Origin of the sequence: Escherichia sp. E4930 (genome assembly GCF_005845405.1) — a bacterium.
Taxonomy (GTDB): Bacteria; Pseudomonadota; Gammaproteobacteria; order Enterobacterales; family Enterobacteriaceae; genus Escherichia.
This window is the reverse complement of the sequence record NZ_VCDZ01000004.1, coordinates 338,075-359,513: the sequence shown is the minus strand read 5'-3', so window position 1 is coordinate 359,513 and position 21,439 is coordinate 338,075. Positions and strand designations below refer to the sequence as shown.

At 51.3% G+C, this 21,439-nt stretch carries 20 protein-coding genes; 10 read left to right on the top strand and 10 right to left on the bottom strand.

Annotated elements, in window-relative coordinates:
* Positions 1 to 957, bottom strand: coding sequence for a Fe2+-enterobactin ABC transporter substrate-binding protein (fepB, locus tag FFT88_RS08670; protein ID WP_135404623.1), 957 nt, complete (start codon positions 955 to 957; stop codon positions 1 to 3).
* Between the two features lie 188 nt (positions 958 to 1,145).
* On the opposite strand from fepB, the gene entC reads away from it, so the two are divergent.
* The 7 genes from entC to FFT88_RS08635 all read left to right on the top strand — a co-directional run bounded on the left by entC (position 1,146) and on the right by FFT88_RS08635 (position 8,584).
* Positions 1,146 to 2,321 (top strand): isochorismate synthase EntC, encoded by a 1,176-nt coding sequence (gene entC, locus FFT88_RS08665; RefSeq protein ID WP_000381303.1) that lies wholly within the window; start codon positions 1,146 to 1,148, stop codon positions 2,319 to 2,321.
* A 9-nt stretch (positions 2,322 to 2,330) separates the two neighbouring features.
* Positions 2,331 to 3,941, top strand: coding sequence for a (2,3-dihydroxybenzoyl)adenylate synthase EntE (gene entE / locus FFT88_RS08660; protein ID WP_135404622.1), 1,611 nt, complete (start codon positions 2,331 to 2,333; stop codon positions 3,939 to 3,941).
* Between the two features lie 13 nt (positions 3,942 to 3,954).
* Entirely contained in the window at positions 3,955 to 4,812 is an 858-nt protein-coding gene (gene entB / locus FFT88_RS08655; RefSeq protein ID WP_001007138.1) for an enterobactin biosynthesis bifunctional isochorismatase/aryl carrier protein EntB, read from the top strand.
* On the top strand, positions 4,812 to 5,558 hold the full coding sequence (gene entA / locus FFT88_RS08650) for a 2,3-dihydro-2,3-dihydroxybenzoate dehydrogenase EntA (RefSeq protein WP_130219403.1): 747 nt from the start codon (positions 4,812 to 4,814) through the stop codon (positions 5,556 to 5,558). Before entB ends, entA begins: the two co-directional genes overlap by 1 nt.
* 2 nt (positions 5,559 to 5,560) lie before the next feature.
* On the top strand, positions 5,561 to 5,974 hold the full coding sequence (gene entH, locus FFT88_RS08645; protein ID WP_000637953.1) for a proofreading thioesterase EntH: 414 nt from the start codon (positions 5,561 to 5,563) through the stop codon (positions 5,972 to 5,974).
* A 180-nt stretch (positions 5,975 to 6,154) separates the two neighbouring features.
* Positions 6,155 to 8,260 (top strand): pyruvate/proton symporter CstA, encoded by a 2,106-nt coding sequence (gene cstA, locus FFT88_RS08640; RefSeq protein ID WP_001043146.1) that lies wholly within the window; start codon positions 6,155 to 6,157, stop codon positions 8,258 to 8,260.
* Positions 8,261 to 8,386: 126 nt separating this feature from the next.
* Positions 8,387 to 8,584, top strand: coding sequence for a YbdD/YjiX family protein (locus tag FFT88_RS08635; RefSeq protein ID WP_000460431.1), 198 nt, complete (start codon positions 8,387 to 8,389; stop codon positions 8,582 to 8,584).
* A 9-nt stretch (positions 8,585 to 8,593) separates the two neighbouring features.
* Here the strand turns inward: FFT88_RS08635 and hcxA are convergent, their stop codons facing one another.
* Entirely contained in the window at positions 8,594 to 9,682 is a 1,089-nt protein-coding gene (gene hcxA, locus FFT88_RS08630) for a hydroxycarboxylate dehydrogenase HcxA (protein ID WP_135404621.1), read from the bottom strand.
* Between the two features lie 108 nt (positions 9,683 to 9,790).
* Here hcxA and ybdL point away from each other — a divergent pair, with 108 nt between their 5' ends.
* Positions 9,791 to 10,951, top strand: a complete 1,161-nt coding sequence (gene ybdL / locus FFT88_RS08625) for a methionine-oxo-acid transaminase (RefSeq protein WP_135404620.1) — start codon at positions 9,791 to 9,793, stop codon at positions 10,949 to 10,951.
* Here ybdL and FFT88_RS08620 read toward each other — a convergent pair whose 3' ends face one another.
* The 4 genes from FFT88_RS08620 to dsbG form a co-directional block, all read right to left on the bottom strand.
* Complete coding sequence (locus FFT88_RS08620; RefSeq protein ID WP_130219409.1) at positions 10,952 to 11,581, bottom strand: ParB/RepB/Spo0J family partition protein; 630 nt, start codon at positions 11,579 to 11,581, stop codon at positions 10,952 to 10,954.
* Complete coding sequence (locus FFT88_RS08615) at positions 11,554 to 12,774, bottom strand: phosphoadenosine phosphosulfate reductase (RefSeq protein WP_135404619.1); 1,221 nt, start codon at positions 12,772 to 12,774, stop codon at positions 11,554 to 11,556. The genes FFT88_RS08620 and FFT88_RS08615 overlap by 28 nt, the downstream gene beginning before the upstream one ends.
* Before the next feature lie 146 nt (positions 12,775 to 12,920).
* Positions 12,921 to 13,823, bottom strand: a complete 903-nt coding sequence (locus FFT88_RS08610) for a LysR family transcriptional regulator (protein WP_135404618.1) — start codon at positions 13,821 to 13,823, stop codon at positions 12,921 to 12,923.
* A gap of 209 nt (positions 13,824 to 14,032) precedes the next feature.
* The gene (dsbG, locus tag FFT88_RS08605) at positions 14,033 to 14,779 is read right to left on the bottom strand and encodes a thiol:disulfide interchange protein DsbG (protein WP_135404665.1); all 747 of its coding nucleotides are present in this window, start codon (positions 14,777 to 14,779) and stop codon (positions 14,033 to 14,035) included.
* 373 nt (positions 14,780 to 15,152) lie between these two features.
* Here dsbG and ahpC point away from each other — a divergent pair, with 373 nt between their 5' ends.
* Entirely contained in the window at positions 15,153 to 15,716 is a 564-nt protein-coding gene (ahpC, locus tag FFT88_RS08600) for an alkyl hydroperoxide reductase subunit C (RefSeq protein WP_130222584.1), read from the top strand.
* A gap of 170 nt (positions 15,717 to 15,886) precedes the next feature.
* Positions 15,887 to 17,452 carry an alkyl hydroperoxide reductase subunit F gene (gene ahpF / locus FFT88_RS08595; RefSeq protein WP_000887629.1) on the top strand — a complete coding sequence of 522 codons (1,566 nt, stop codon included), beginning with the start codon at positions 15,887 to 15,889 and terminating at the stop codon, positions 17,450 to 17,452.
* A gap of 119 nt (positions 17,453 to 17,571) precedes the next feature.
* On the opposite strand, the gene uspG is transcribed toward ahpF, so the two are convergent.
* The 4 genes from uspG to citT all read right to left on the bottom strand — a co-directional run bounded on the left by uspG (position 17,572) and on the right by citT (position 21,389).
* Entirely contained in the window at positions 17,572 to 18,000 is a 429-nt protein-coding gene (gene uspG / locus FFT88_RS08590; protein ID WP_130206453.1) for a universal stress protein UspG, read from the bottom strand.
* A gap of 355 nt (positions 18,001 to 18,355) precedes the next feature.
* The gene (gene rnk, locus FFT88_RS08585; protein WP_130219417.1) at positions 18,356 to 18,766 is read right to left on the bottom strand and encodes a nucleoside diphosphate kinase regulator; all 411 of its coding nucleotides are present in this window, start codon (positions 18,764 to 18,766) and stop codon (positions 18,356 to 18,358) included.
* Between the two features lie 239 nt (positions 18,767 to 19,005).
* Entirely contained in the window at positions 19,006 to 19,812 is an 807-nt protein-coding gene (gene rna / locus FFT88_RS08580; protein WP_135404617.1) for a ribonuclease I, read from the bottom strand.
* A gap of 113 nt (positions 19,813 to 19,925) precedes the next feature.
* A complete protein-coding gene (gene citT / locus FFT88_RS08575) occupies positions 19,926 to 21,389 on the bottom strand; it encodes a citrate/succinate antiporter CitT (RefSeq protein WP_135404616.1) in 1,464 nt (487 codons plus the stop codon).
* Positions 21,390 to 21,439 lie beyond the last annotated feature (50 nt).

Genomic DNA, 21,439 nt, shown 5'->3' with positions numbered 1-21,439 from the left:
TTAAAACAGCGCCTTAAGTCGTTCCAGCACTTGCATGGCGCTGTAGTAATCCAGGCGGAACGTCTCGGTTCCCAGCGCATAAACCTGCTTGTTTTGTACTGCGGGCAGGTGCGCGAGCAGCGGATTAGCATAAATAGCATCGGCGTCTTTATGATCACCGGCGAACAGGAATAGTGACTCGCCATTTAACCCTGCAGCCAGATTTTCTCCACCAAGCTGAATGATGTCATGGCGTTTGCCCTGGCTTTGGCTGGCGTTTAAGCCTGCGGGCAACTTCGCCAACGTAAAGCCGAGTTGTTCCAGCATCTGCCCTTGTGCTGATTCCGGCGTCCAGAGATTGGCACTGTGTGCAGCGGCGGTATAGACAATGGCAGTGACCGGCTGCGGCGGTAATTTGATTTGCTCTTTCGCCGCTGCCAGTTGCTTATCAAACTGTGCAATCCGCTCTGCCGCTTGTTTCTCATGCCCGGTAATTTCGCCAAGCTGCGTTAGCAGCGACTGCCAGCTTTTGTCGTCGTAATTGATGATTAATGTCGGGGCGATGGTAGAAAGCTGATCATACAGCGCCAGCGCCGAATCCCCGCCAGTTGCGCTAATTAAAATCAGATCCGGCATTTGCGCGGCAACGGCTTCTGCACTCGGTTCGCCGATATAGAGTCGTTGCAGTTTGCGTTCTTTCGCCACATCGCTCCACTGGCGCAAGAATCCTTGGTCGTCCGCGACGCGGTTATTTGGCGTGGTCGCGCCGCTGGCGATCACCGGAGCATCAATCGCCAGCAGTGAGCCAGTCAGGGTGACGCTGGTAGAAACAATACGCTGCGGCTGGCTTTCCAGGGTATGAGTGCCCCGGCTGTCCGTAATCTGACGCGGCCAGTCGGCGGCCTGAACTGCGGCTATTCCTGAAAGCAAAAGTCCTGTTAATAGAAGGGCGTTGCGGTAGAGCGGGGCGATTCTCACAAATCAGCTTCCTGTTATTAATGAAGTTAATGCTTCTCATTTTCATTGTAACCACAACCAGATGCAACCCCGAGTTGCAGATTGCGTTACCTCAAGAGTTGACATAGTGCGCGTTTGCTTTTAGGTTAGCGACCGAAAATATAAATGATAATCATTATTAAAGCCTTTATCATTTTGTGGAGGATGATATGGATACGTCACTGGCTGAGGAAGTACAGCAGACCATGGCAACACTTGCGCCCAATCGCTTTTTCTTTATGTCGCCGTACCGCAGTTTTACGACGTCAGGATGTTTCGCCCGCTTCGATGAACCGGCTGTGAACGGGGATTCGCCCGACAGTCCCTTCCAGCAAAAACTCGCCGCGCTGTTTGCCGATGCCAAAGCGCAGGGCATCAAAAATCCGGTGATGGTCGGGGCGATTCCCTTCGATCCACGTCAGCCTTCATCGCTGTATATTCCTGAATCCTGGCAGTCGTTCTCCCGTCAGGAAAAACAAGCTTCCGCACGCCGTTTCACCCGCAGCCAGTCGCTGAACGTGGTGGAACGTCAGGCAATTCCGGAACAAACCACGTTTGAACAGATGGTTGCTCGCGCTGCCGCACTTACCGCCACGCCGCAGGTCGACAAAGTGGTGTTGTCACGGTTGATTGATATCACCACTGACGCCGCCATTGATAGTGGCGTATTGCTGGAACGGTTGATTGCGCAAAACCCGGTTAGTTACAACTTCCATGTCCCGCTGGCTGATGGTGGCGTCCTGCTGGGGGCCAGCCCGGAACTGCTGCTACGTAAAGACGGCGAGCGTTTTAGCTCCATTCCGTTAGCCGGTTCCGCGCGTCGTCAGCCGGATGAAGTGCTCGATCGCGAAGCGGGTAATCGTCTGCTGGCGTCAGAAAAAGATCGCCATGAACATGAACTGGTGACTCAGGCGATGAAAGAGGTACTGCGCGAACGCAGTAGTGAGTTACACGTTCCCTCCTCTCCACAGCTGATCACCACGCCGACGCTGTGGCATCTCGCAACTCCCTTTGAAGGTAAAGCGAATTCGCAAGAAAACGCACTGACGCTGGCCTGTCTGCTGCATCCGACCCCCGCGCTGAGCGGTTTCCCGCATCAGGCCGCGACCCAGGTTATTGCTGAACTGGAGCCGTTCGACCGCGAACTGTTTGGCGGCATTGTGGGTTGGTGTGACAGCGAAGGTAACGGCGAGTGGGTGGTGACCATCCGCTGCGCGAAGCTGCGGGAAAATCAGGTGCGTCTGTTTGCCGGAGCGGGGATTGTGCCTGCGTCGTCACCGTTGGGTGAGTGGCGCGAAACAGGCGTCAAACTTTCTACCATGTTGAACGTTTTTGGATTGCATTAAGGAGCGAGGATGAGCATTCCATTTACCCGCTGGCCGGAAGAGTTTGCCCGTCGCTATCGGGAAAAAGGCTACTGGCAGGATTTGCCGCTGACCGACATTCTGACACGACATGCTGCGAGTGACAGCATCGCGGTTATCGACGGCGAGCGGCAGTTGAGTTATCGGGAGCTGAATCAGGCGGCGGATAACCTCGCGTGTAGTTTGCGCCGTCAGGGCATTAAACCTGGTGAAACCGCGCTGGTACAACTGGGTAACATCGCTGAACTTTACATTACCTTTTTCGCGCTGCTGAAACTGGGCGTTGCGCCGGTGCTGGCGCTGTTCAGCCATCAGCGTAGTGAACTGAACGCCTATGCCAGCCAGATTGAACCCGCATTGCTGATTGCCGATCGCCAACATGCGCTGTTTAGCGGAGATGATTTCCTCAATACTTTCGTCACAGAACATTCCTCAATTCGCGTGGTGCAACTGCACAACGACAGCGGTGAGCATAACTTGCAGGATGCGATTAACCATCCGGCTGAGGATTTTACTGCCACGCCATCACCTGCTGATGAAGTGGCCTATTTCCAGCTTTCCGGCGGTACCACCGGCACACCGAAACTGATCCCGCGCACTCATAACGACTACTACTACAGCGTGCGTCGTAGCGTCGAGATTTGTCAGTTTACACAACAGACGCGCTACCTGTGCGCGATCCCGGCGGCTCATAACTACGCCATGAGTTCGCCTGGATCGCTGGGGGTATTTCTCGCTGGCGGCACTGTGGTTCTGGCGGCCGATCCCAGCGCCACGCTTTGCTTCCCATTGATTGAAAAACATCAGGTGAACGTCACCGCGCTGGTGCCGCCAGCAGTCAGCCTGTGGTTGCAGGCACTGGCCGAAGGCGAAAGCCGGGCGCAGCTTGCCTCGCTGAAACTGTTACAGGTCGGCGGCGCACGTCTTTCTGCCACACTTGCGGCGCGTATTCCCGCTGAGATTGGCTGCCAGTTGCAGCAGGTGTTTGGCATGGCGGAAGGGCTGGTGAACTACACCCGTCTAGATGATAGCGCGGAGAAAATTATCCATACCCAGGGTTACCCAATGTGTCCGGACGATGAAGTATGGGTTGCTGATGCTGAAGGAAATCCACTGCCGCAAGGGGAAGTTGGACGCCTGATGACGCGCGGTCCGTACACCTTCCGCGGCTATTACAAAAGCCCACAGCACAATGCCAGCGCCTTTGATGCCAACGGTTTTTACTGTTCCGGCGATCTGATCTCTATTGATCCAGAGGGTTACATCACCGTGCAGGGGCGCGAGAAAGATCAGATCAACCGTGGCGGCGAGAAGATCGCTGCCGAAGAGATCGAAAACCTGCTGCTGCGCCATCCGGCGGTGATCTACGCCGCACTGGTGAGCATGGAAGATGAGCTGATGGGCGAAAAAAGCTGTGCTTATCTGGTGATAAAAGAGCCGCTGCGCGCGGTGCAGGTGCGTCGTTTCCTGCGTGAACAGGGTATTGCCGAATTTAAATTACCGGATCGCGTGGAGTGTGTGGATTCACTTCCGCTGACGGCGGTCGGGAAAGTCGATAAAAAACAATTACGTCAGTGGCTGGCGTCACGCGCATCAGCCTGAAGGAGAGAACACGATGGCTATTCCAAAATTACAGGCTTACGCACTGCCGGAGTCTCACGATATTCCCCAGAATAAAGTCGACTGGGCCTTTGAACCGCAACGTGCCGCGTTGTTAATCCATGATATGCAGGACTATTTTGTCAGCTTCTGGGGTGAGAACTGCCCGATGATGGAGCAGGTGATCGCGAATATTGCTGCGCTGCGCGACTACTGCAAACAGCACAATATTCCGGTTTATTACACCGCCCAGCCGAAAGAGCAGAGCGATGAAGATCGGGCGCTGTTGAATGATATGTGGGGGCCGGGCCTGACCCGTTCACCGGAACAGCAAAAGGTGGTGGATCGCCTGACGCCAGATGCCGACGACACGGTGCTGGTGAAGTGGCGCTACAGCGCGTTTCATCGTTCTCCGCTGGAGCAAATGCTCAAAGAGAGTGGACGTAACCAGCTGATTATTACCGGGGTATATGCCCACATTGGCTGTATGACCACCGCAACCGATGCATTTATGCGCGATATTAAACCGTTTATGGTGGCGGATGCGCTGGCCGATTTCAGCCGTGACGAGCATTTGATGTCGCTGAAATATGTGGCCGGACGTTCTGGCCGGGTGGTGATGACCGAAGAATTACTGCCAGCACCGATCCCCGCCAGCAAAGCGGCGCTGCGTGAGGTGATCCTGCCGTTGCTGGACGAGTCCGATGAGCCGTTCGATGACGACAACCTGATCGACTACGGTCTGGATTCGGTGCGGATGATGGCGCTGGCGGCGCGCTGGCGCAAAGTGCATGGCGATATCGACTTTGTCATGCTGGCGAAAAACCCGACCATCGACGCCTGGTGGAAGCTACTCTCCCGCGAGGTGAAATAATGGATTTCAGCGGTAAAAATGTCTGGGTAACTGGCGCGGGGAAAGGTATCGGCTACGCTACGGCGCTGGCGTTTGTTGAAGCGGGAGCGAAAGTCACAGGTTTTGATCAAGTGTTCGCTCAGGAGCAATATCCCTTTGCGACCGAAGTGATGGATGTTGCCGATGCTGCGCAGGTGGCGCAGGTATGTCAGCGACTGTTAGCTGAAACGGAGCGACTGGACGTGCTGGTCAATGCGGCGGGAATTTTGCGCATGGGCGCGACCGATCAGCTCAGTAAGGAGGACTGGCAGCAGACTTTTGCGGTTAACGTCGGCGGTGCGTTTAACCTGTTCCAACAGACCATGAACCAGTTTCGCCGTCAGCGGGGCGGGGCGATTGTTACTGTTGCGTCCGACGCCGCACACACGCCGCGTATTGGCATGAGTGCTTACGGTGCGTCGAAAGCGGCGCTGAAAAGCCTGGCGTTGAGCGTCGGGCTGGAACTTGCGGGTAGTGGCGTGCGCTGTAATGTGGTTTCGCCGGGCTCCACCGACACCGATATGCAACGCACGCTGTGGGTGAGCGATGACGCCGAAGAGCAGCGTATTCGTGGCTTTGGCGAGCAGTTTAAACTTGGCATTCCGCTGGGGAAAATCGCCCGTCCACAAGAGATCGCCAACACGATTTTGTTCCTCGCCTCTGACCTCGCCAGCCATATCACGCTACAGGATATTGTGGTAGATGGCGGCTCAACGCTGGGGGCATAAGCATGATCTGGAAACGCCATTTAACACTCGACGAGCTGAACGCCACCAGCGATAACACAATGGTGGCGCATCTGGGAATTGTGTATACCCGTCTGGGCGATGATGTACTCGAAGCCGAAATGCCGGTTGATACCCGTACTCATCAGCCGTTTGGCCTGCTGCATGGCGGCGCGTCGGCGGCGCTGGCGGAAACGCTGGGATCGATGGCCGGATTTATGATGACCCGCGACGGACAGTGTGTGGTGGGCACGGAACTTAACGCCACCCATCATCGCCCGGTGTCTGAAGGCAAGGTACGCGGCGTCTGCCAGCCGTTGCATCTTGGGCGGCAAAATCAGAGTTGGGAAATCGTCGTTTTCGATGAACAGGGGCGGCGTTGCTGCACTTGTCGGCTGGGTACGGCAGTTTTGGGATGAGCCCGACAGAATTAAATGAGATTGTTGGAAAACTCGGTTAACGGAGTGATCGAGTTAACATTGTGAAGTTAAATATTGGTTTCAACTCCGATTTACATGGTTGCTGTGTTGTTAAATTGTACAAAGATGTTATAGAAACAAAATGTAACATCTCTATGGACACGCACACGGATAACAACTATGAACAAATCAGGGAAATACCTCGTCTGGACAGTGCTCTCTGTAATGGGAGCATTTGCTCTGGGATACATTGCTTTAAATCGTGGGGAACAGATCAACGCGCTGTGGATTGTGGTGGCGTCGGTCTGTATCTATCTGATCGCTTACCGTTTTTATGGTCTGTATATCGCCAAAAATGTGCTGGCGGTTGACCCGACGCGTATGACGCCAGCGGTGCGCCATAACGACGGGCTGGACTATGTGCCGACGGACAAGAAAGTGCTGTTCGGTCACCATTTTGCGGCCATTGCCGGAGCAGGCCCGTTGGTGGGGCCGGTACTGGCGGCGCAAATGGGTTACCTGCCAGGGATGATCTGGCTGCTCGCCGGGGTGGTTCTTGCCGGTGCGGTGCAGGATTTCATGGTGCTGTTTGTTTCTACGCGCCGTGACGGTCGCTCGCTGGGTGAGCTGGTCAAAGAAGAGATGGGGCCAACCGCCGGGGTGATTGCGCTGGTAGCCTGCTTTATGATCATGGTCATTATCCTTGCCGTGCTGGCGATGATCGTGGTGAAAGCCCTGACTCATAGCCCGTGGGGAACGTATACCGTTGCGTTCACCATTCCGCTGGCGCTGTTTATGGGGATCTACCTGCGCTATCTGCGTCCAGGGCGTATTGGCGAAGTGTCAGTGATTGGCCTGGTGTTCCTGATTTTTGCCATTATCTCTGGCGGCTGGGTGGCAGAAAGCCCGACCTGGGCACCGTACTTTGACTTTACCGGCGTGCAGCTGACCTGGATGCTGGTGGGTTACGGTTTCGTGGCGGCGGTGCTGCCGGTGTGGCTGCTGCTGGCCCCGCGTGACTATCTCTCTACCTTCCTGAAAATCGGGACTATCGTCGGTCTGGCGGTAGGCATTTTGATTATGCGCCCGACGCTGACCATGCCTGCGCTAACTAAATTTGTCGATGGCACTGGCCCGGTATGGACCGGGAACCTGTTCCCGTTCCTGTTTATCACCATCGCCTGTGGCGCGGTGTCTGGCTTCCATGCACTGATCTCTTCCGGCACTACACCGAAGATGCTGGCGAACGAAGGGCAGGCGTGCTTTATCGGCTACGGTGGGATGTTGATGGAATCCTTCGTGGCGATTATGGCGCTGGTTTCCGCCTGTATCATCGATCCGGGTGTGTACTTCGCCATGAACAGCCCGATGGCGGTGCTGGCTCCGGCAGGGACGGCGGATGTGGTTGCTTCTGCCGCGCAGGTGGTGAGTAGCTGGGGCTTTGCGATTACCCCGGATACGCTAAACCAGATTGCCAGCGAAGTGGGTGAACAGTCGATCATTTCCCGTGCGGGCGGTGCGCCGACGTTGGCGGTGGGGATGGCCTACATTCTGCACGGCGCGCTGGGCGGCATGATGGATGTGGCGTTCTGGTATCACTTCGCCATTCTGTTTGAAGCACTGTTTATTCTGACCGCAGTAGATGCAGGTACGCGTGCTGCGCGCTTTATGTTGCAGGATCTGCTGGGCGTGGTTTCTCCGGGCCTGAAACGGACCGATTCACTGCCTGCTAACCTGCTGGCAACGGCGCTGTGCGTGCTGGCGTGGGGCTACTTCTTGCATCAGGGCGTGGTCGATCCGCTGGGCGGTATTAACACTCTGTGGCCGCTGTTTGGTATTGCCAACCAGATGCTGGCAGGGATGGCGCTGATGCTCTGTGCCGTAGTGTTGTTCAAAATGAAACGTCAACGTTACGCCTGGGTGGCGCTGGTACCAACGGCCTGGCTGCTGATTTGTACCCTGACCGCAGGCTGGCAGAAAGCGTTTAGCCCGGATGCGAAAGTCGGCTTCCTGGCCATTGCTAACAAGTTCCAGGCAATGATCGACAGCGGCAATATTCCGTCGCAGTATACTGAGTCACAGCTGGCGCAACTGGTGTTCAACAACCGTCTGGATGCCGGGTTGACCATCTTCTTTATGGTGGTTGTGGTGGTGCTGGCGCTGTTCTCGATTAAGACAGCACTGGCGGCGTTGAAAGAGCCGAAGCCGACGGCGAAAGAAACGCCGTATGAGCCAATGCCGGAAAATGTCGAAGAGATCGTGGCGCAGGCGAAAGGCGCACACTAAAGTCAGAGTGAGGGGGGATGTTGGTATAGTGCCGAGCGTTCCCCTTACTCTCAGCAATTCCAGTCCGGATAAGGCGTTCGCGCCGTATCCGGCAATATTTCAGCAACCTGATTACCGGAGGTATTGATGTTTGATTCACTGGCAAAAGCCGGAAAATATTTAGGTCAGGCGGCGAAGCTGATGATTGGTATGCCTGATTACGACAACTATGTCGAACATATGCGGGTTAACCATCCCGATCAAACGCCGATGACCTACGAGGAGTTTTTCCGCGAGCGGCAGGACGCGCGCTACGGTGGAAAAGGCGGCGCGCGCTGCTGCTAAATTTGTACGTCAGGCTTTAAACGATTCCACTTTTTTGAACGCTGCACGCAACGTATCTGGTGTCAGCGTGACTGGCAGATAATGAATGGATTCCACCGGACGTAAGGTGTGGGCAATCACTTTGTCGATCTCCGCCTGATTATTGATATCCACTTCCAGCTCCGCCAGCGTAGTCGGCAGATGAAAACGCTGATACGCTCCAGTTAATTGCGCGAGCACATCATCCTGACCCAGCAAGGCGCTTTGCACCAGAATTCCGTAGGCGACTTTGGTGCCGTGGAGAAACTTCTCGGTTTGCGGCAGGACAGTCAGACCGTTATGCACGGCATGAGCCGCCGCCACACGCGTAAAACGATCGCCCAGACCACCGACCATTCCGCCTCCGGCAATAATGGCATCCACCACATCGCAAAATGATTGTGTTAACTGCTGATTTTGCTGATCGGCAAGCGCCTGCTCGCTACTGTTTAACAAGACGTCGCGAATGGCCTGCGCGTTATTAATCCCCAGACGCACGGTTAGCGGCAACGTTTCTGGTTGCGGGGCCAGTACTACCGCTTCATACCATTTCGCCAGCGTGTCACCGATCCCCGCCAGCAGATATTGTTGCGGCGCATTGAGGATAATCTCCGGTTCCACCAGCACCATAAAATTGGCGTCGTCGAAAATCTCATAATGCAGCGCCTGTCCGGCATCGTTATACCAGACGGAGAGCGGTGTCCAGGCGGCGCAGGTAGCGGCGATCGTCGGAACGGCAACAAACGGCAGACCGAGACGGCGGGCGAGGGCTTTCGCGGTGTCGAGCAGTGCGCCGCCGCCGACGCCAATCACTACGCTGCGATCGTCACCGGACTCAGCCGCCAGTTGCTGTACATCGCTTTCGCTGCAATGACCGCGAAACAAAATATGCTTTGCCCCCCGCAGTTCAAACGCTGGCGGAAGTTTGGTTTGCGCCGCAGCAATGGCGCGTTCGCCGTAGATCCACACCGCGCGAGAAAGTTGTTCATCAGTGAAAAAATCGTGCAGGTGATTGAAACTTCCAGGATGAGAAAAGTAGTTAGCCGGGCCGACGACCACGCGGATAGGATTGTGAGGCATGTTGTGTTGTCCTTATTGTTTTATTTAGACATCTAAACGTCTTGATTGCCAAATACTAGCATCGTGTTATAGTGCCTTCAACACGCAACTTCGTCAGGTACAATAAAAATGACAAATAACCCTCTGATTCCACAAAGCAAACTTCCACAACTTGGCACCACTATTTTCACCCAGATGAGCACGCTGGCGCAGCAACATCAGGCGATTAACCTGTCGCAAGGCTTTCCTGATTTTGATGGTCCGCGCTATTTACAGGAGCGGCTGGCGTACCACGTTGCCCAGGGGGCAAACCAATACGCGCCCATGACCGGCGTGCAGGCATTGCGCGAGGCGATTGCTCAGAAAACGGAACGTTTGTATGGCTATCAACCAGATGCCGATAGCGATATCACCGTAACGGCAGGGGCGACGGAGGCGTTATACGCGGCGATTACCGCATTGGTGCGCAATGGCGATGAAGTGATTTGTTTTGATCCCAGCTATGACAGTTACGCCCCCGCCATCGCGCTTTCTGGGGGAATAGTGAAGCGTATGGCACTGCAACCACCGCATTTTCGCGTTAACTGGCAGGAGTTTGCCGCATTGTTAAGCGAGCGCACCCGACTGGTGATCCTCAACACCCCACATAACCCCAGTGCTACTGTCTGGCAGCAGGCTGATTTCGCCGCTTTGTGGCAGGCAATTGCCGGGCACGAGATTTTTGTCATTAGCGATGAAGTCTACGAGCACATCAACTTTTCACAGCAGGGCCATGCCAGCGTGCTGGCGCATCCGCAGTTGCGTGAGCGGGCGGTGGCAGTTTCTTCATTTGGCAAGACCTATCATATGACCGGCTGGAAAGTGGGTTATTGCGTTGCGCCAGCGCCCATCAGTGCCGAAATTCGCAAGGTACATCAGTATCTGACCTTTTCGGTGAATACCCCGGCACAGCTGGCGCTTGCGGATATGCTACGTGCAGAACCTGAGCATTATCTTGCGTTACCGGACTTTTATCGCCAGAAGCGCGATATTCTGGTGAATGCCTTAAATGAAAGCCGGCTGGAGATTTTACCGTGCGAAGGAACATACTTTTTGCTGGTGGATTACAGCGCGGTTTCTGCCCTGGATGATGTTGAGTTTTGCCAGTGGCTGACGCGGGAGCACGGTGTAGCGGCGATTCCGCTGTCGGTGTTTTGCGCCGATCCCTTCCCACATAAACTGATTCGTCTCTGTTTTGCCAAGAAGGAATCGACGTTGTTGGCAGCAGCTGAACGCCTGCGCCAGTTGTAGTTATTTAACTGTCCAGGCGCGGGAATATTGACGGTCGGCAAACAGTTCTTGCAGGCCGTTAATTTGTTTCAGGCGCAGCACCTCGTCGCTGTCCATTCCCAGCTCTTTGCCGATTTTATTGTCGTCCCATCCCAACTGGCTGAGTTCACGGACGATTTCTGACATGGCGGTGATTTGATGGCGTCCACGAGCGCGGTTGTGGCGAATTGTTGCAGCGATGCGTTGATTACGCGTACCTTCAAGACAGGTCACCGGTAAATAACCTTTTAAGCGTAATTTTAACGATGATAAGCCTTTACCTATTTCATGGCGGTGAAAACCATCAACAATTTCCAGAGCATTTTTATCTGTATGCGTGACCACAATGGGTTGCGTAAAGCCATCTATTTCAATGGATTTTTGCAGCAGTTTTTTCTCTGGTGGTGCCACATTATTGGGGTTGTAATCATTCGGCACGAGCTGGCTATTTTTAACCCACAGAACGCAATCCACGGGCTCTTCACGAAAGGGGCTAACCTGATGGATCGCCATGCGGATTTCATTAATCGCTTTGATGCGATCGTCTTCCGGCAAGCTGGCGAGAAATTGGGTTAAATCCTGCGTTAATCGTTGTTGCATAGTATCCCCCATTCCTGACGTTTTCCTTTTATCCGTTCGTTATAACGCTGATAGTTCTTCGCTTTCGTAGGACTAAATGATAATGCCCGGCACCAGTAATCGTTATTGAGTAAAACTTTGCATATTCGCCGCCAGGAGGGGATATCTTTCGTGCCAATGTCCCCTTGCTGGGTTTGTGGAACCTCGATGCCTTTTTTCTGATACCAGTGCAAATAAATGGCGATTTTATTGCGGTAATGCTCAGCTGTTTTCTTCGGCATGCTATCGAGCAGCAATAATGCATACTCTTGCCAGTCTAAATGCTCTGGCTTGAGGATTTTCCGATGCCCATAGAAATGATTGTCATGTCCGGCGTAAATGCCGCCGCTTTTTACACCGCTGACTCGTGCGCACATAGCAGCCCAGCGATCCGGTTCGATAACGTGATAGAGCCATAATCCCTGTCGTTGCTCCGGGCCAAAAGGTTCGCAAATTCGCATGTGACGCAGAGGGACGCCTGCCTGATACATTAGGTTATACAGAGGGTTGCAGAGACTTTGATGATTTGCATACCAGGTCCAGATATCAGCCACTTTCCAGTCGTAGATGGGGTAAATGTACCAGCTATGACCGCCTGGTGCAGCCGTAGTCCAGGGTTTATCGTCGGCAAAACGCTGTTTATTCGAACTGGCGATAGCAACGAAACGGTTATAGGACTCGTCAGCCCGGATGCCGATCATCATCGCCGCCGGACGTTTTTGCGAAAACCATTCGGCAAATTCACGCACGAAATGTTCAAAAGTCATGCCTGACTGGTAAAACGGGAAATAAGCAGGATCGGTTATTGCATCTTCCGGAGGCTGGCGTACCCATTCAACATCAGGTTCCCAGCATTGCCATTCGGGTTGATACTGAGAAAGAGAGTTTTGCGTCGTAAGAGGCAGCGCTACCCAATAAAACTCTTCAATGACATCTGCATACTGCTCTCGTAGGGACTGAATATAGTGAATAGTTAAAGAAAACTGTGCTTCCCAGTCGATAAACAGAACGTATATTTTTTTGCCCATTTTTCTGGCCAGATTCGCGGTTAGATGAAGCATTAAGCCTGAATCTTTACCGCCAGAAAATGAGACACAAACGCGGGGTAGGGTGTTGAGTGTCCAGGTAATACGCTCTTGTGCAGCTTCCAGAATATTGAGCGGAAGAGGAATTTTATAAATAGACATCTAAAGATGCTCTCTGAACCTGACAGGTAGATAATGCGATAGTTTTTTAATTATAAAGTAAATAAATTCAAATAAGATATATTATTTTATGTATTTACATTGTGAATTTTTCATTGAAAAACATTTTGCCAACGGATAGATGTTTATTATAAATTGTCATTCAAACGATCAATGAATCGTGAGAACGCAAGGTTATTTAATGATGATTTATTATAGGACATATAAAGTGTGTTTGAAGGCAACGGGTGTTCAAGTTTTATTTGTTTTAGCTGAAGTATTTTATGATAACTGCGGTATAATTCGTAAGGCACAATACCAATTAAATCGGTAACTGCAATTGTATTAATAATGGTAAACAGAGAGGAACTACGAAACGATATTTTACGGTTTGCCATGAGTGCTTCTATTTCCATCTGGAAATCTTCTAATCCAGGGATTTTAGATATCAGAAAGGTAAATTCTTCATCAAGAATTTGTGCATGGGTGCTCCGTTCATTTATTCTCGGATGGGTAGTACTACAGATGAGTGTATTACGAATTGACTGAAAAGGGATGCAGCTCACAGAACGACTGATAACTGGTGCCAATGTCACTACGAGATCCGCTTTGCGGTAAGCCAGTAAATCTTCGGCGCTTTCTGCGGCCATCATAATGTCATGATGTTCAATGTCGATAACCGCATCCTGGCGCAGACTATTGATCAAAAGGCTGCTGTTTGTCGCAGAGATGAATTGTGGACCATAAATTATAAATTTTTTCTTTAATTCAGATTTATTGACGATATTTATTGTTTGTTCCAGGTTTCTAAGGTTTTTCTCAAGATGATGATGAAGATTTAACCCAGTAGTCGTTGGCGTAATACCTTTTCCGGCACGAGTAAACAAAGGATCATTAAATTGCGTACGTAAGCGCTGCAGGGACTGACTAACCGCAGAGGGCGTTATATATAGCGATTCTGCAGCCTTACTAATGCTGAGATGTTGGTAAATGCACTCGAAGATTACCAGTAAATTCAAGTCAAATTTTTTTAAGTCGTAAAGATTGGCCATGATGTACTCCATTCATATCATTGCACTCATCATGATATTCATCAAATATATAATATGAATTAATATATTTGTATTTATTATGTTCTTTTACTTAACTCATGATTAAGTTTTTCTAAAATAGCATAGCCGATTTATTGTTTGTGATCAATTCTTGCGTTTTTCAGGATAACTGAAAAGCCGTATATATTCCAGTTATCCATGATTTAATATTATTTATTTCCCATGATGATATTTAAGGTCTTTTGATCCGGTAATCCGACCGCCTGTTGCAATGTATTCTCCGGGCTCATGTAGTAGATAGCAGGCGTGACGTTTGCGCCAAGTTCATCCATCAGTTTTTCATTGGCACTTAAGATTTTCATTTGCTCTGCACCAACGGTGGCCGGAATGTTTAGCTTTAGCTTCTTGTCTGATGCTTCATACTCTTGCCATGCTTTAGCCGGATCTTTAGCCGCGAGGATCGCCGCAGCGGTCGCTGGGCTTTCCGGTTTGATTACGCCAACCAGTAGTGTGCGAAGCTGAACTTTACCAGCCTCAACCCACGGGCGCGTCTGCTGCCAGAACTGTTTACAATACGGACAAAATGGATCGGCAAAGACATAAACCACAACAGGCGCATCTTTTTTGCCGTCGAGGATCCAGTGGGATTGCTCCATCCGTTGCCACATTTCTCGACCGACTGGCGCATAAATTTCTTTCTCAATAAGCGTGTTACTCAGGTTTTCACCTTTTTCGTTGTACATATAACCTGAGATGGCGTGCTTGCCGTCTGGTGTCAGGTAGATAGTAACTCCCATATCCTGATACTTTCCGAGATAACCTTTCATTCCCCCGGGGGCATCAAAAGATTTGAGGATAGTAATACCCTGTTTTTCAATGGCTTTTACTGGGGCTGGAAGTTCCTCTGCGAAGGCGACTGCAGGAAGCAGAGCCAATAAAAGTATCTTTTTTAACATTAATTTGTCCTTTTCAGTCAGTGCAAAATTTGAGTAAAAGGCATAACCTATCACTGTCATAGGTAAGAGCTTAGAACAGGTGATTGCCCTTTGTTTATGAGGGTGTTGTAATCCATGTCGTTGTTGCATTTGTAAGGGCAACACCGCAGCCTGCTGAACAGGCGCTGAAGATACCAAAGGGTAGTTCAGATTACACGGTCACCTGGAAAGGGGGCCCATTTTACTTTTTATCGCCGCTGGCGGTGCAAAGTTCACAAAGTTGTCTTACGAAGGTTGTAAGGTAAAACTTATCGATTTGATAATGGAAACGCATTAGCCGAATCGGCAAAAATTGGTTACCTTACATCTCATCGAAAACACGGAGGAAGTATAGATGTCCTTGATTAACACCAAAATTAAACCTTTTAAAAACCAGGCATTCAAAAACGGCGAATTCATTGAAGTAACCGAGAAAGATACCGAAGGCCGCTGGAGCGTCTTCTTCTTCTACCCGGCTGACTTTACTTTCGTATGCCCGACCGAACTGGGCGACGTTGCAGACCATTACGAAGAACTGCAGAAACTGGGCGTAGATGTATACGCAGTATCTACCGATACTCACTTCACCCACAAAGCATGGCACAGCAGCTCTGAAACCATCGCGAAAATCAAATACGCAATGATCGGCGACCCGACTGGCGCCCTGACCCGTAACTTCGACAACATGCGTGAAGACGAAGGTCTGGCTGACCGCGCGACCTTCGTTGTTGACCCGCAGGGTATCATCCAGGCAATCGAAGTTACCGCTGAAGGCATTGGCCGTGACGCGTCTGACCTGCTGCGTAAAATCAAAGCTGCTCAGTATGTAGCTTCTCACCCAGGTGAAGTTTGCCCGGCTAAATGGAAAGAAGGTGAAGCAACTCTGGCTCCGTCTCTGGACCTGGTTGGTAAAATCTAAATTTCCTTCGTCTTTCGCGCTACCAACTCCGGCGCGAAATACTTCGGAAATTCACCTAATTCTTCGGGTGCTGCGGCACCCGATTTTGTTCCCCGCACCATGATGCAAGCTGCATCCAGGTAGCCGCAGAGGCCGCTTGCATGATGATGTTTAAAGCCCAGGAGATAAACATGCTCGACACAAATATGAAAACTCAACTCAAGGCCTATCTTGAGAAATTGACCAAGCCTGTTGAGTTGATTGCCACGCTGGATGACAGCGCTAAATCGGCAGAAATCAAGGAACTGTTGGCTGAAATCGCAGAACTGTCAGACAAAGTCACCTTTAAAGAAGATAACAGCTTGCCGGTGCGTAAGCCGTCTTTCCTGATCACCAACCCAGGTTCCAACCAGGGGCCGCGTTTTGCAGGCTCCCCGCTGGGTCATGAGTTCACCTCACTGGTACTGGCGTTGCTGTGGACCGGTGGTCATCCGTCGAAAGAAGCACAGTCTCTGCTGGAGCAGATTCGCCATATTGACGGTGATTTTGAATTCGAAACTTATTATTCGCTCTCTTGCCACAACTGCCCGGACGTGGTGCAGGCGCTGAATCTGATGAGCGTACTGAACCCGCGTATTAAGCACACAGCAATTGATGGCGGCACCTTCCAGAACGAGATCACCGATCGTAACGTGATGGGCGTTCCGGCAGTGTTCGTAAACGGGAAAGAGTTTGGTCAGGGCCGCATGACGTTGACTGAAATCGTCGCCAAAATTGATACTGGCGCTGAAAAACGTGCGGCAGAAGAGCTGAACAAGCGTGACGCTTACGATGTGCTGATTGTCGGTTCTGGCCCGGCAGGGGCTGCGGCAGCAATTTACTCCGCACGTAAAGGCATCCGTACGGGTCTGATGGGCGAACGTTTCGGCGGTCAGATCCTCGATACTGTTGATATCGAAAACTACATCTCTGTGCCGAAAACCGAAGGCCAAAAACTGGCAGGCGCGCTGAAGGTTCACGTTGATGAATACGATGTTGATGTGATTGATAGCCAGAGCGCGAGCAAACTGATCCCGGCAGCGGTTGAAGGCGGCCTGCATCAGATTGAAACAGCTTCTGGCGCGGTACTGAAAGCTCGCAGCATTATCGTGGCGACCGGTGCAAAATGGCGCAACATGAACGTTCCGGGCGAAGATCAGTATCGCACCAAAGGCGTGACCTACTGCCCGCACTGCGACGGCCCACTGTTTAAAGGCAAACGCGTAGCGGTCATCGGCGGCGGTAACTCCGGTGTGGAAGCGGCAATCGACCTGGCAGGGATTGTTGAACACGTAACGCTGCTGGAATTTGCCCCAGAAATGAAAGCTGACCAGGTTCTGCAGGATAAACTGCGCAGCCTGAAAAACGTCGACATTATTCTGAATGCGCAAACCACGGAAGTGAAAGGCGACGGCAGCAAAGTCGTTGGTCTGGAATATCGAGATCGTGTCAGCGGCGATATTCACAACATCGAACTGGCCGGTATTTTCGTCCAGATTGGTCTGCTGCCGAACACCAACTGGCTGGAAGGCGCAGTCGAACGTAATCGTATGGGTGAGATAATCATTGATGCGAAATGCGAAACCAACGTCAAAGGCGTGTTCGCTGCCGGTGACTGTACGACGGTTCCGTACAAGCAGATCATCATCGCTACTGGCGAAGGTGCTAAAGCCTCTCTGAGCGCTTTTGACTACCTGATTCGCACCAAAACTGCATAAGAAGAAGTAAGATTCACCTGCAATTGCTTAGCCCGCCGGGGTCAAACCTGGCGGCTTTTTTTATAAAAAACGCCCTGCCGGGATTGCTCAGGGCAGGGCGTCATAAATGCGTTAATTTGTTAACGAACGACTAATACCGGCAGATTGGCGTGGCGGATCACGTTGGAAGCGTTGGAACCTAACAGATGGGTTGAAATCGATGGATTTCGCGAACCGATAACCACAACATCCGCATCCAGTTCTTTAGCTAATTCGTTCACTTCATCTCGCACGTTACCAAAACGGACATGTGGTTTGATACGGGATGGATCAATATTGAAATGGCCGACCATTGTCTGTAAGCGTTCTTCGGCTTCATGTTGCAAATGTTCTTCGAAACGACGCACATCAGCAGCAAAACGGTGCAGACTAAGGCTTGCGGCGCCCGGTAATACATGGAGTAAATGAATTACGCCATCATCCTGGGCGAGAAATTCAGCGTGACGAACGGCTTTGTCGCTCAATTCCATTTCAAATACGTCTACTGGCATAATGATTGTTTTGTACATAAGCATTCCCTCCTTGCTATTGCATGAACATATAACAGCATATTATTGATTATGATTCTATGATTTGCGAAGTTGATTTGATCTGGGATAGCAATTGATCTGGAAAATGGATTAAGTCAGCTACTACCAGCGTTGCTCAAGATATAGCACTGCCACAACAATAATTGCTGCAATGAATATATAAAACGCAGTAATACCGAGAGCTTCGCTCATAGGGGGGATCCGCTGGTGGATAACTTGTTCAGATTAGAACGCAGCGGTGAAGAGCAAAATGATAAATCTGGTTGATATTTGAGCGGAAAGAGGATGCAGAAGCATCCTCCGGGCAAAGCGAATAACGCTTGTGCAGATGGGATTAAAGCAGGTACTCGCCAGCGGCTTCAGGCTGGTATTCGAGTTCCAGCACTTCAAGGTGGGTAGCAACGCCGCCCGGAAGTTCCCAGTGGATGGTATCGCCAACGCGCAACCCCAGCAGTGCGGCACCAACCGGAGCCATAACGGAAAGTTGAGTATTGCTGTCGGTCATCTTTGCCGGATACACCAGTGTACGCACACGGACTTCGCCATCGCTAAGATTGCGGAATTTAACCCGGCTGTTCATCGTCACCACATCGTGTGGCATCTCTTCTGGCGAACACATTTGGGCGCGATCCAACTCTGCGTTTAACGCGTCGGCGATTGGCAAACCGGCATAGGCAGGTTGCTCCAGCAGAATATCGATGCGTTCGGCATCCAGGTCGTTAATGATGATTGTTGGTCTGGACATTTTTACTCCATGTCGTCGGTACTGCGAGTGTCGCAGATAAACATACCCAAAAGAAAACCCTCACCGTCAGGCGGCGAGGGTTTAGCTCATATGATGATACTGACTGTTGCTCACTCTTTGAAGTGATTTACATCACATTCAGGTAATTCCTTAATGCTGAGCGATTTGTATAAATCTTAATCGAAAAACAGCGTAAGGGATAAATTTTCGTGATGGATTAACTTCCGCTGCGCTGGATCTCAATAACCTGCTTTATCAATCACAAAGTTTTTGCCACAGTTGCCTGGGTGTGGTTGTGGCAAGAATGAGTTTGCAGAAAGCGGCGCATTGATGGCGTCAGCTTTGATTGAAATCTGGATTTCAGTCAAATATGCGGGATTACCCTGGCAGGTTAACTTGACTGCTTTGACGTTCTCTTTTCCCCAGCTTTTGGCAAAGGCGGCATCAAAGTCACGGCGGCTCACTGTTTTACCGTAGTTATCCGCAAGGAATTTTCCGGCTTCGCTCTCTTTAATTTCTTGATTCAGACGTACCATCGTACCGAAGTAAGCGTCCGGATCAAAACCAAAGCAGGCGCCGTGTTTCGCGTATTCATAACGTTCCAGACAGGAACGACCACCTGCGCCCGGCATAACTTCACTCAATTTAGCTGCTGTTTCCAGCGATAACCCTGTTTCCGGTGAAGAACACATCCGGCTGGCGCGAGCTTCCGGCAGGTTTGGGACTGGGCGAGTGGCGCAGCCGAAGCGCATCCAGCGGCGTTCATCAACGCCACGCGCAGCAACCGATTTAGGCAATCCTGGCCACAGGCCATGAACGGTCAGAAAATCGGCCTTGTTGTTCGTTTCGGTTTGCAGTCGACACTCATCGCGTTCGTTACGATTTCGATCGTGCTGACTCTGGCAAAACCCGGTTTGCCAGGAAAGAGCTAAAACGTAACGATCAAAATCGCCATATTGTTTTGCCTGTAATGCAGCGGCGTTGACAGAAGATAAGGGGAGCAGAGAAGCCGCCAGTAAAGCGGCGTTACGCCAGAATGTTTTCATAGTGGGTGTGGAACTCATACATGCACTGAATACTATCTATTAAATCATAAAAAAGCCCGCCAGGTTGGCTAACCTGGCGGGCGCGGTGATTTATTCAGCGTTTGGCGAACGTATTAGTTCCACATGGCGAGAATCGGCCAGCCTACCAGAAGCAGCATGGCAATATAAATCACCCCGAAGATAGCCCCAAGACGCCAGTAATCTTTTGATTTCACATAGCCGCAGCCGTAAATAATCACACCAGGGCCAGTAGCATATGGGGTCAGACAGCCCATGATACCGATAGACAGCACCAGCAGAATACACAGTTGTTCCATCGGTACGCCCGGAATCCCTTTACCGACCGCCAGAACGACCGGCAGCATGGTTGCAGTGTGCGCAGACAGACTGGCAAACAGGTAATGAGCAAAATAGAACACCAGCACGAGGACGATAACCGTCGCATTTGGCGAAAAACCTTCCAGATGCGTACTCATGGTGCTGGCGAACCAGTCGATAAATCCGGAACGAGTCAGGCCATTAGCCATGACGACCAGCGTTGCCAGGTTAACCAGCGTGTTCCATGCGCTGTTATAGCGGGTAATGTCTTTCCACGGCACAACGTGCAGGGCCAGCATCAGCGAAACTGCCAGCAGACCAACCGCAGTGGCGTTAATCACTTCGCTGCCAAATACCCATAAACCTAAGCTGAGTAATACAAGGCCAATCAGCGTCCACTCTCTGCGTGTCAGCGCCCCCATGGTTTTTAGTTCATCACCCGCCCAGGTTGCCACTTCTTCACTGTGTGTGATTTCCGGTTTGTACAGCACGTAGGAAAGCCACGGCGCAATGATAAGCAAGATAACCCCAACCGGCAGGAAGCAGAGGAACCACTGCAACCAGCTAATCTGGATGCCAGCAATTTTGCTGACGAACTCCAGACCCAGCACGTTTGGTGCTGCACCAGTGACAAACATGGAAGAACTCAGACTGGTACTAATGACCATCATCCACATCAAATAGCCGCCAATACGACGCGCGGACGGATCGTTCGGGAATGATTTAAATAGCGGCGGCAGGTTTTTAATGACCGGGAAAACCGTACCCCCGGTGCGCGCGGTGTTGGACGGTGTAAACGGTGCCAGCAGAATGTCGATAATGACAATCGCATAACCCAACGTCAGCGTGCGTTTGCCCATGAATTTCACCAGGAAAAGGGCAATGCGACGACCTAACCCGGAAACTTCATATCCTAATGCAAAAATAAATGCGCCAAATACCAGCCAGACTGTGGTACTGGAAAAACCAGCCAGCCCCCATTTCAGCGCCTGTTTTTGCGCATTAAACGCTGGGTCAGCTAATTCTTTGGCATCAAAGAGCAGGTAATTACTGCCAATCACGCAAATAGTAACCGCAATAAAACTGATCGCTGTTGCCGGGATTGGCTCGAGGATCATTCCGACAATCATTGCCACAAACACAGCGAAGTAATGCCATGCCTGCGGCGGCATACCGTCGGGGACAGGGATAAGAAACATGACACCCATCACCACCAGTGAGGCCAATAGTTTCCATATATTATCTTTTGCTAAAGACATACGGGCTCTCCGAAAATTAATATTTCCAAATTTATCAAGTGCTTAAATAA

What these genes read in the sequence shown, in the direction of transcription:
- entC (WP_000381303.1), top strand. Translation starts at nt 1,146, where the DNA reads ATGGATACGTCACTGGCTGAGGAAGTACAGCAGACCATGGCAACACTT.
- entE (WP_135404622.1), top strand. Translation starts at nt 2,331, where the DNA reads ATGAGCATTCCATTTACCCGCTGGCCGGAAGAGTTTGCCCGTCGCTAT.
- entB (WP_001007138.1), top strand. Translation starts at nt 3,955, where the DNA reads ATGGCTATTCCAAAATTACAGGCTTACGCACTGCCGGAGTCTCACGAT.
- entA (WP_130219403.1), top strand. Translation starts at nt 4,812, where the DNA reads ATGGATTTCAGCGGTAAAAATGTCTGGGTAACTGGCGCGGGGAAAGGT.
- entH (WP_000637953.1), top strand. Translation starts at nt 5,561, where the DNA reads ATGATCTGGAAACGCCATTTAACACTCGACGAGCTGAACGCCACCAGC.
- cstA (WP_001043146.1), top strand. Translation starts at nt 6,155, where the DNA reads ATGAACAAATCAGGGAAATACCTCGTCTGGACAGTGCTCTCTGTAATG.
- FFT88_RS08635 (WP_000460431.1), top strand. Translation starts at nt 8,387, where the DNA reads ATGTTTGATTCACTGGCAAAAGCCGGAAAATATTTAGGTCAGGCGGCG.
- hcxA (WP_135404621.1), bottom strand. Translation starts at nt 9,682, where the DNA reads ATGCCTCACAATCCTATCCGCGTGGTCGTCGGCCCGGCTAACTACTTT.
- ybdL (WP_135404620.1), top strand. Translation starts at nt 9,791, where the DNA reads ATGACAAATAACCCTCTGATTCCACAAAGCAAACTTCCACAACTTGGC.
- FFT88_RS08620 (WP_130219409.1), bottom strand. Translation starts at nt 11,581, where the DNA reads ATGGGGGATACTATGCAACAACGATTAACGCAGGATTTAACCCAATTT.
- FFT88_RS08615 (WP_135404619.1), bottom strand. Translation starts at nt 12,774, where the DNA reads ATGTCTATTTATAAAATTCCTCTTCCGCTCAATATTCTGGAAGCTGCA.
- FFT88_RS08610 (WP_135404618.1), bottom strand. Translation starts at nt 13,823, where the DNA reads ATGGCCAATCTTTACGACTTAAAAAAATTTGACTTGAATTTACTGGTA.
- dsbG (WP_135404665.1), bottom strand. Translation starts at nt 14,779, where the DNA reads ATGTTAAAAAAGATACTTTTATTGGCTCTGCTTCCTGCAGTCGCCTTC.
- ahpC (WP_130222584.1), top strand. Translation starts at nt 15,153, where the DNA reads ATGTCCTTGATTAACACCAAAATTAAACCTTTTAAAAACCAGGCATTC.
- ahpF (WP_000887629.1), top strand. Translation starts at nt 15,887, where the DNA reads ATGCTCGACACAAATATGAAAACTCAACTCAAGGCCTATCTTGAGAAA.
- uspG (WP_130206453.1), bottom strand. Translation starts at nt 18,000, where the DNA reads ATGTACAAAACAATCATTATGCCAGTAGACGTATTTGAAATGGAATTG.
- rnk (WP_130219417.1), bottom strand. Translation starts at nt 18,766, where the DNA reads ATGTCCAGACCAACAATCATCATTAACGACCTGGATGCCGAACGCATC.
- rna (WP_135404617.1), bottom strand. Translation starts at nt 19,812, where the DNA reads ATGAAAACATTCTGGCGTAACGCCGCTTTACTGGCGGCTTCTCTGCTC.
- citT (WP_135404616.1), bottom strand. Translation starts at nt 21,389, where the DNA reads ATGTCTTTAGCAAAAGATAATATATGGAAACTATTGGCCTCACTGGTG.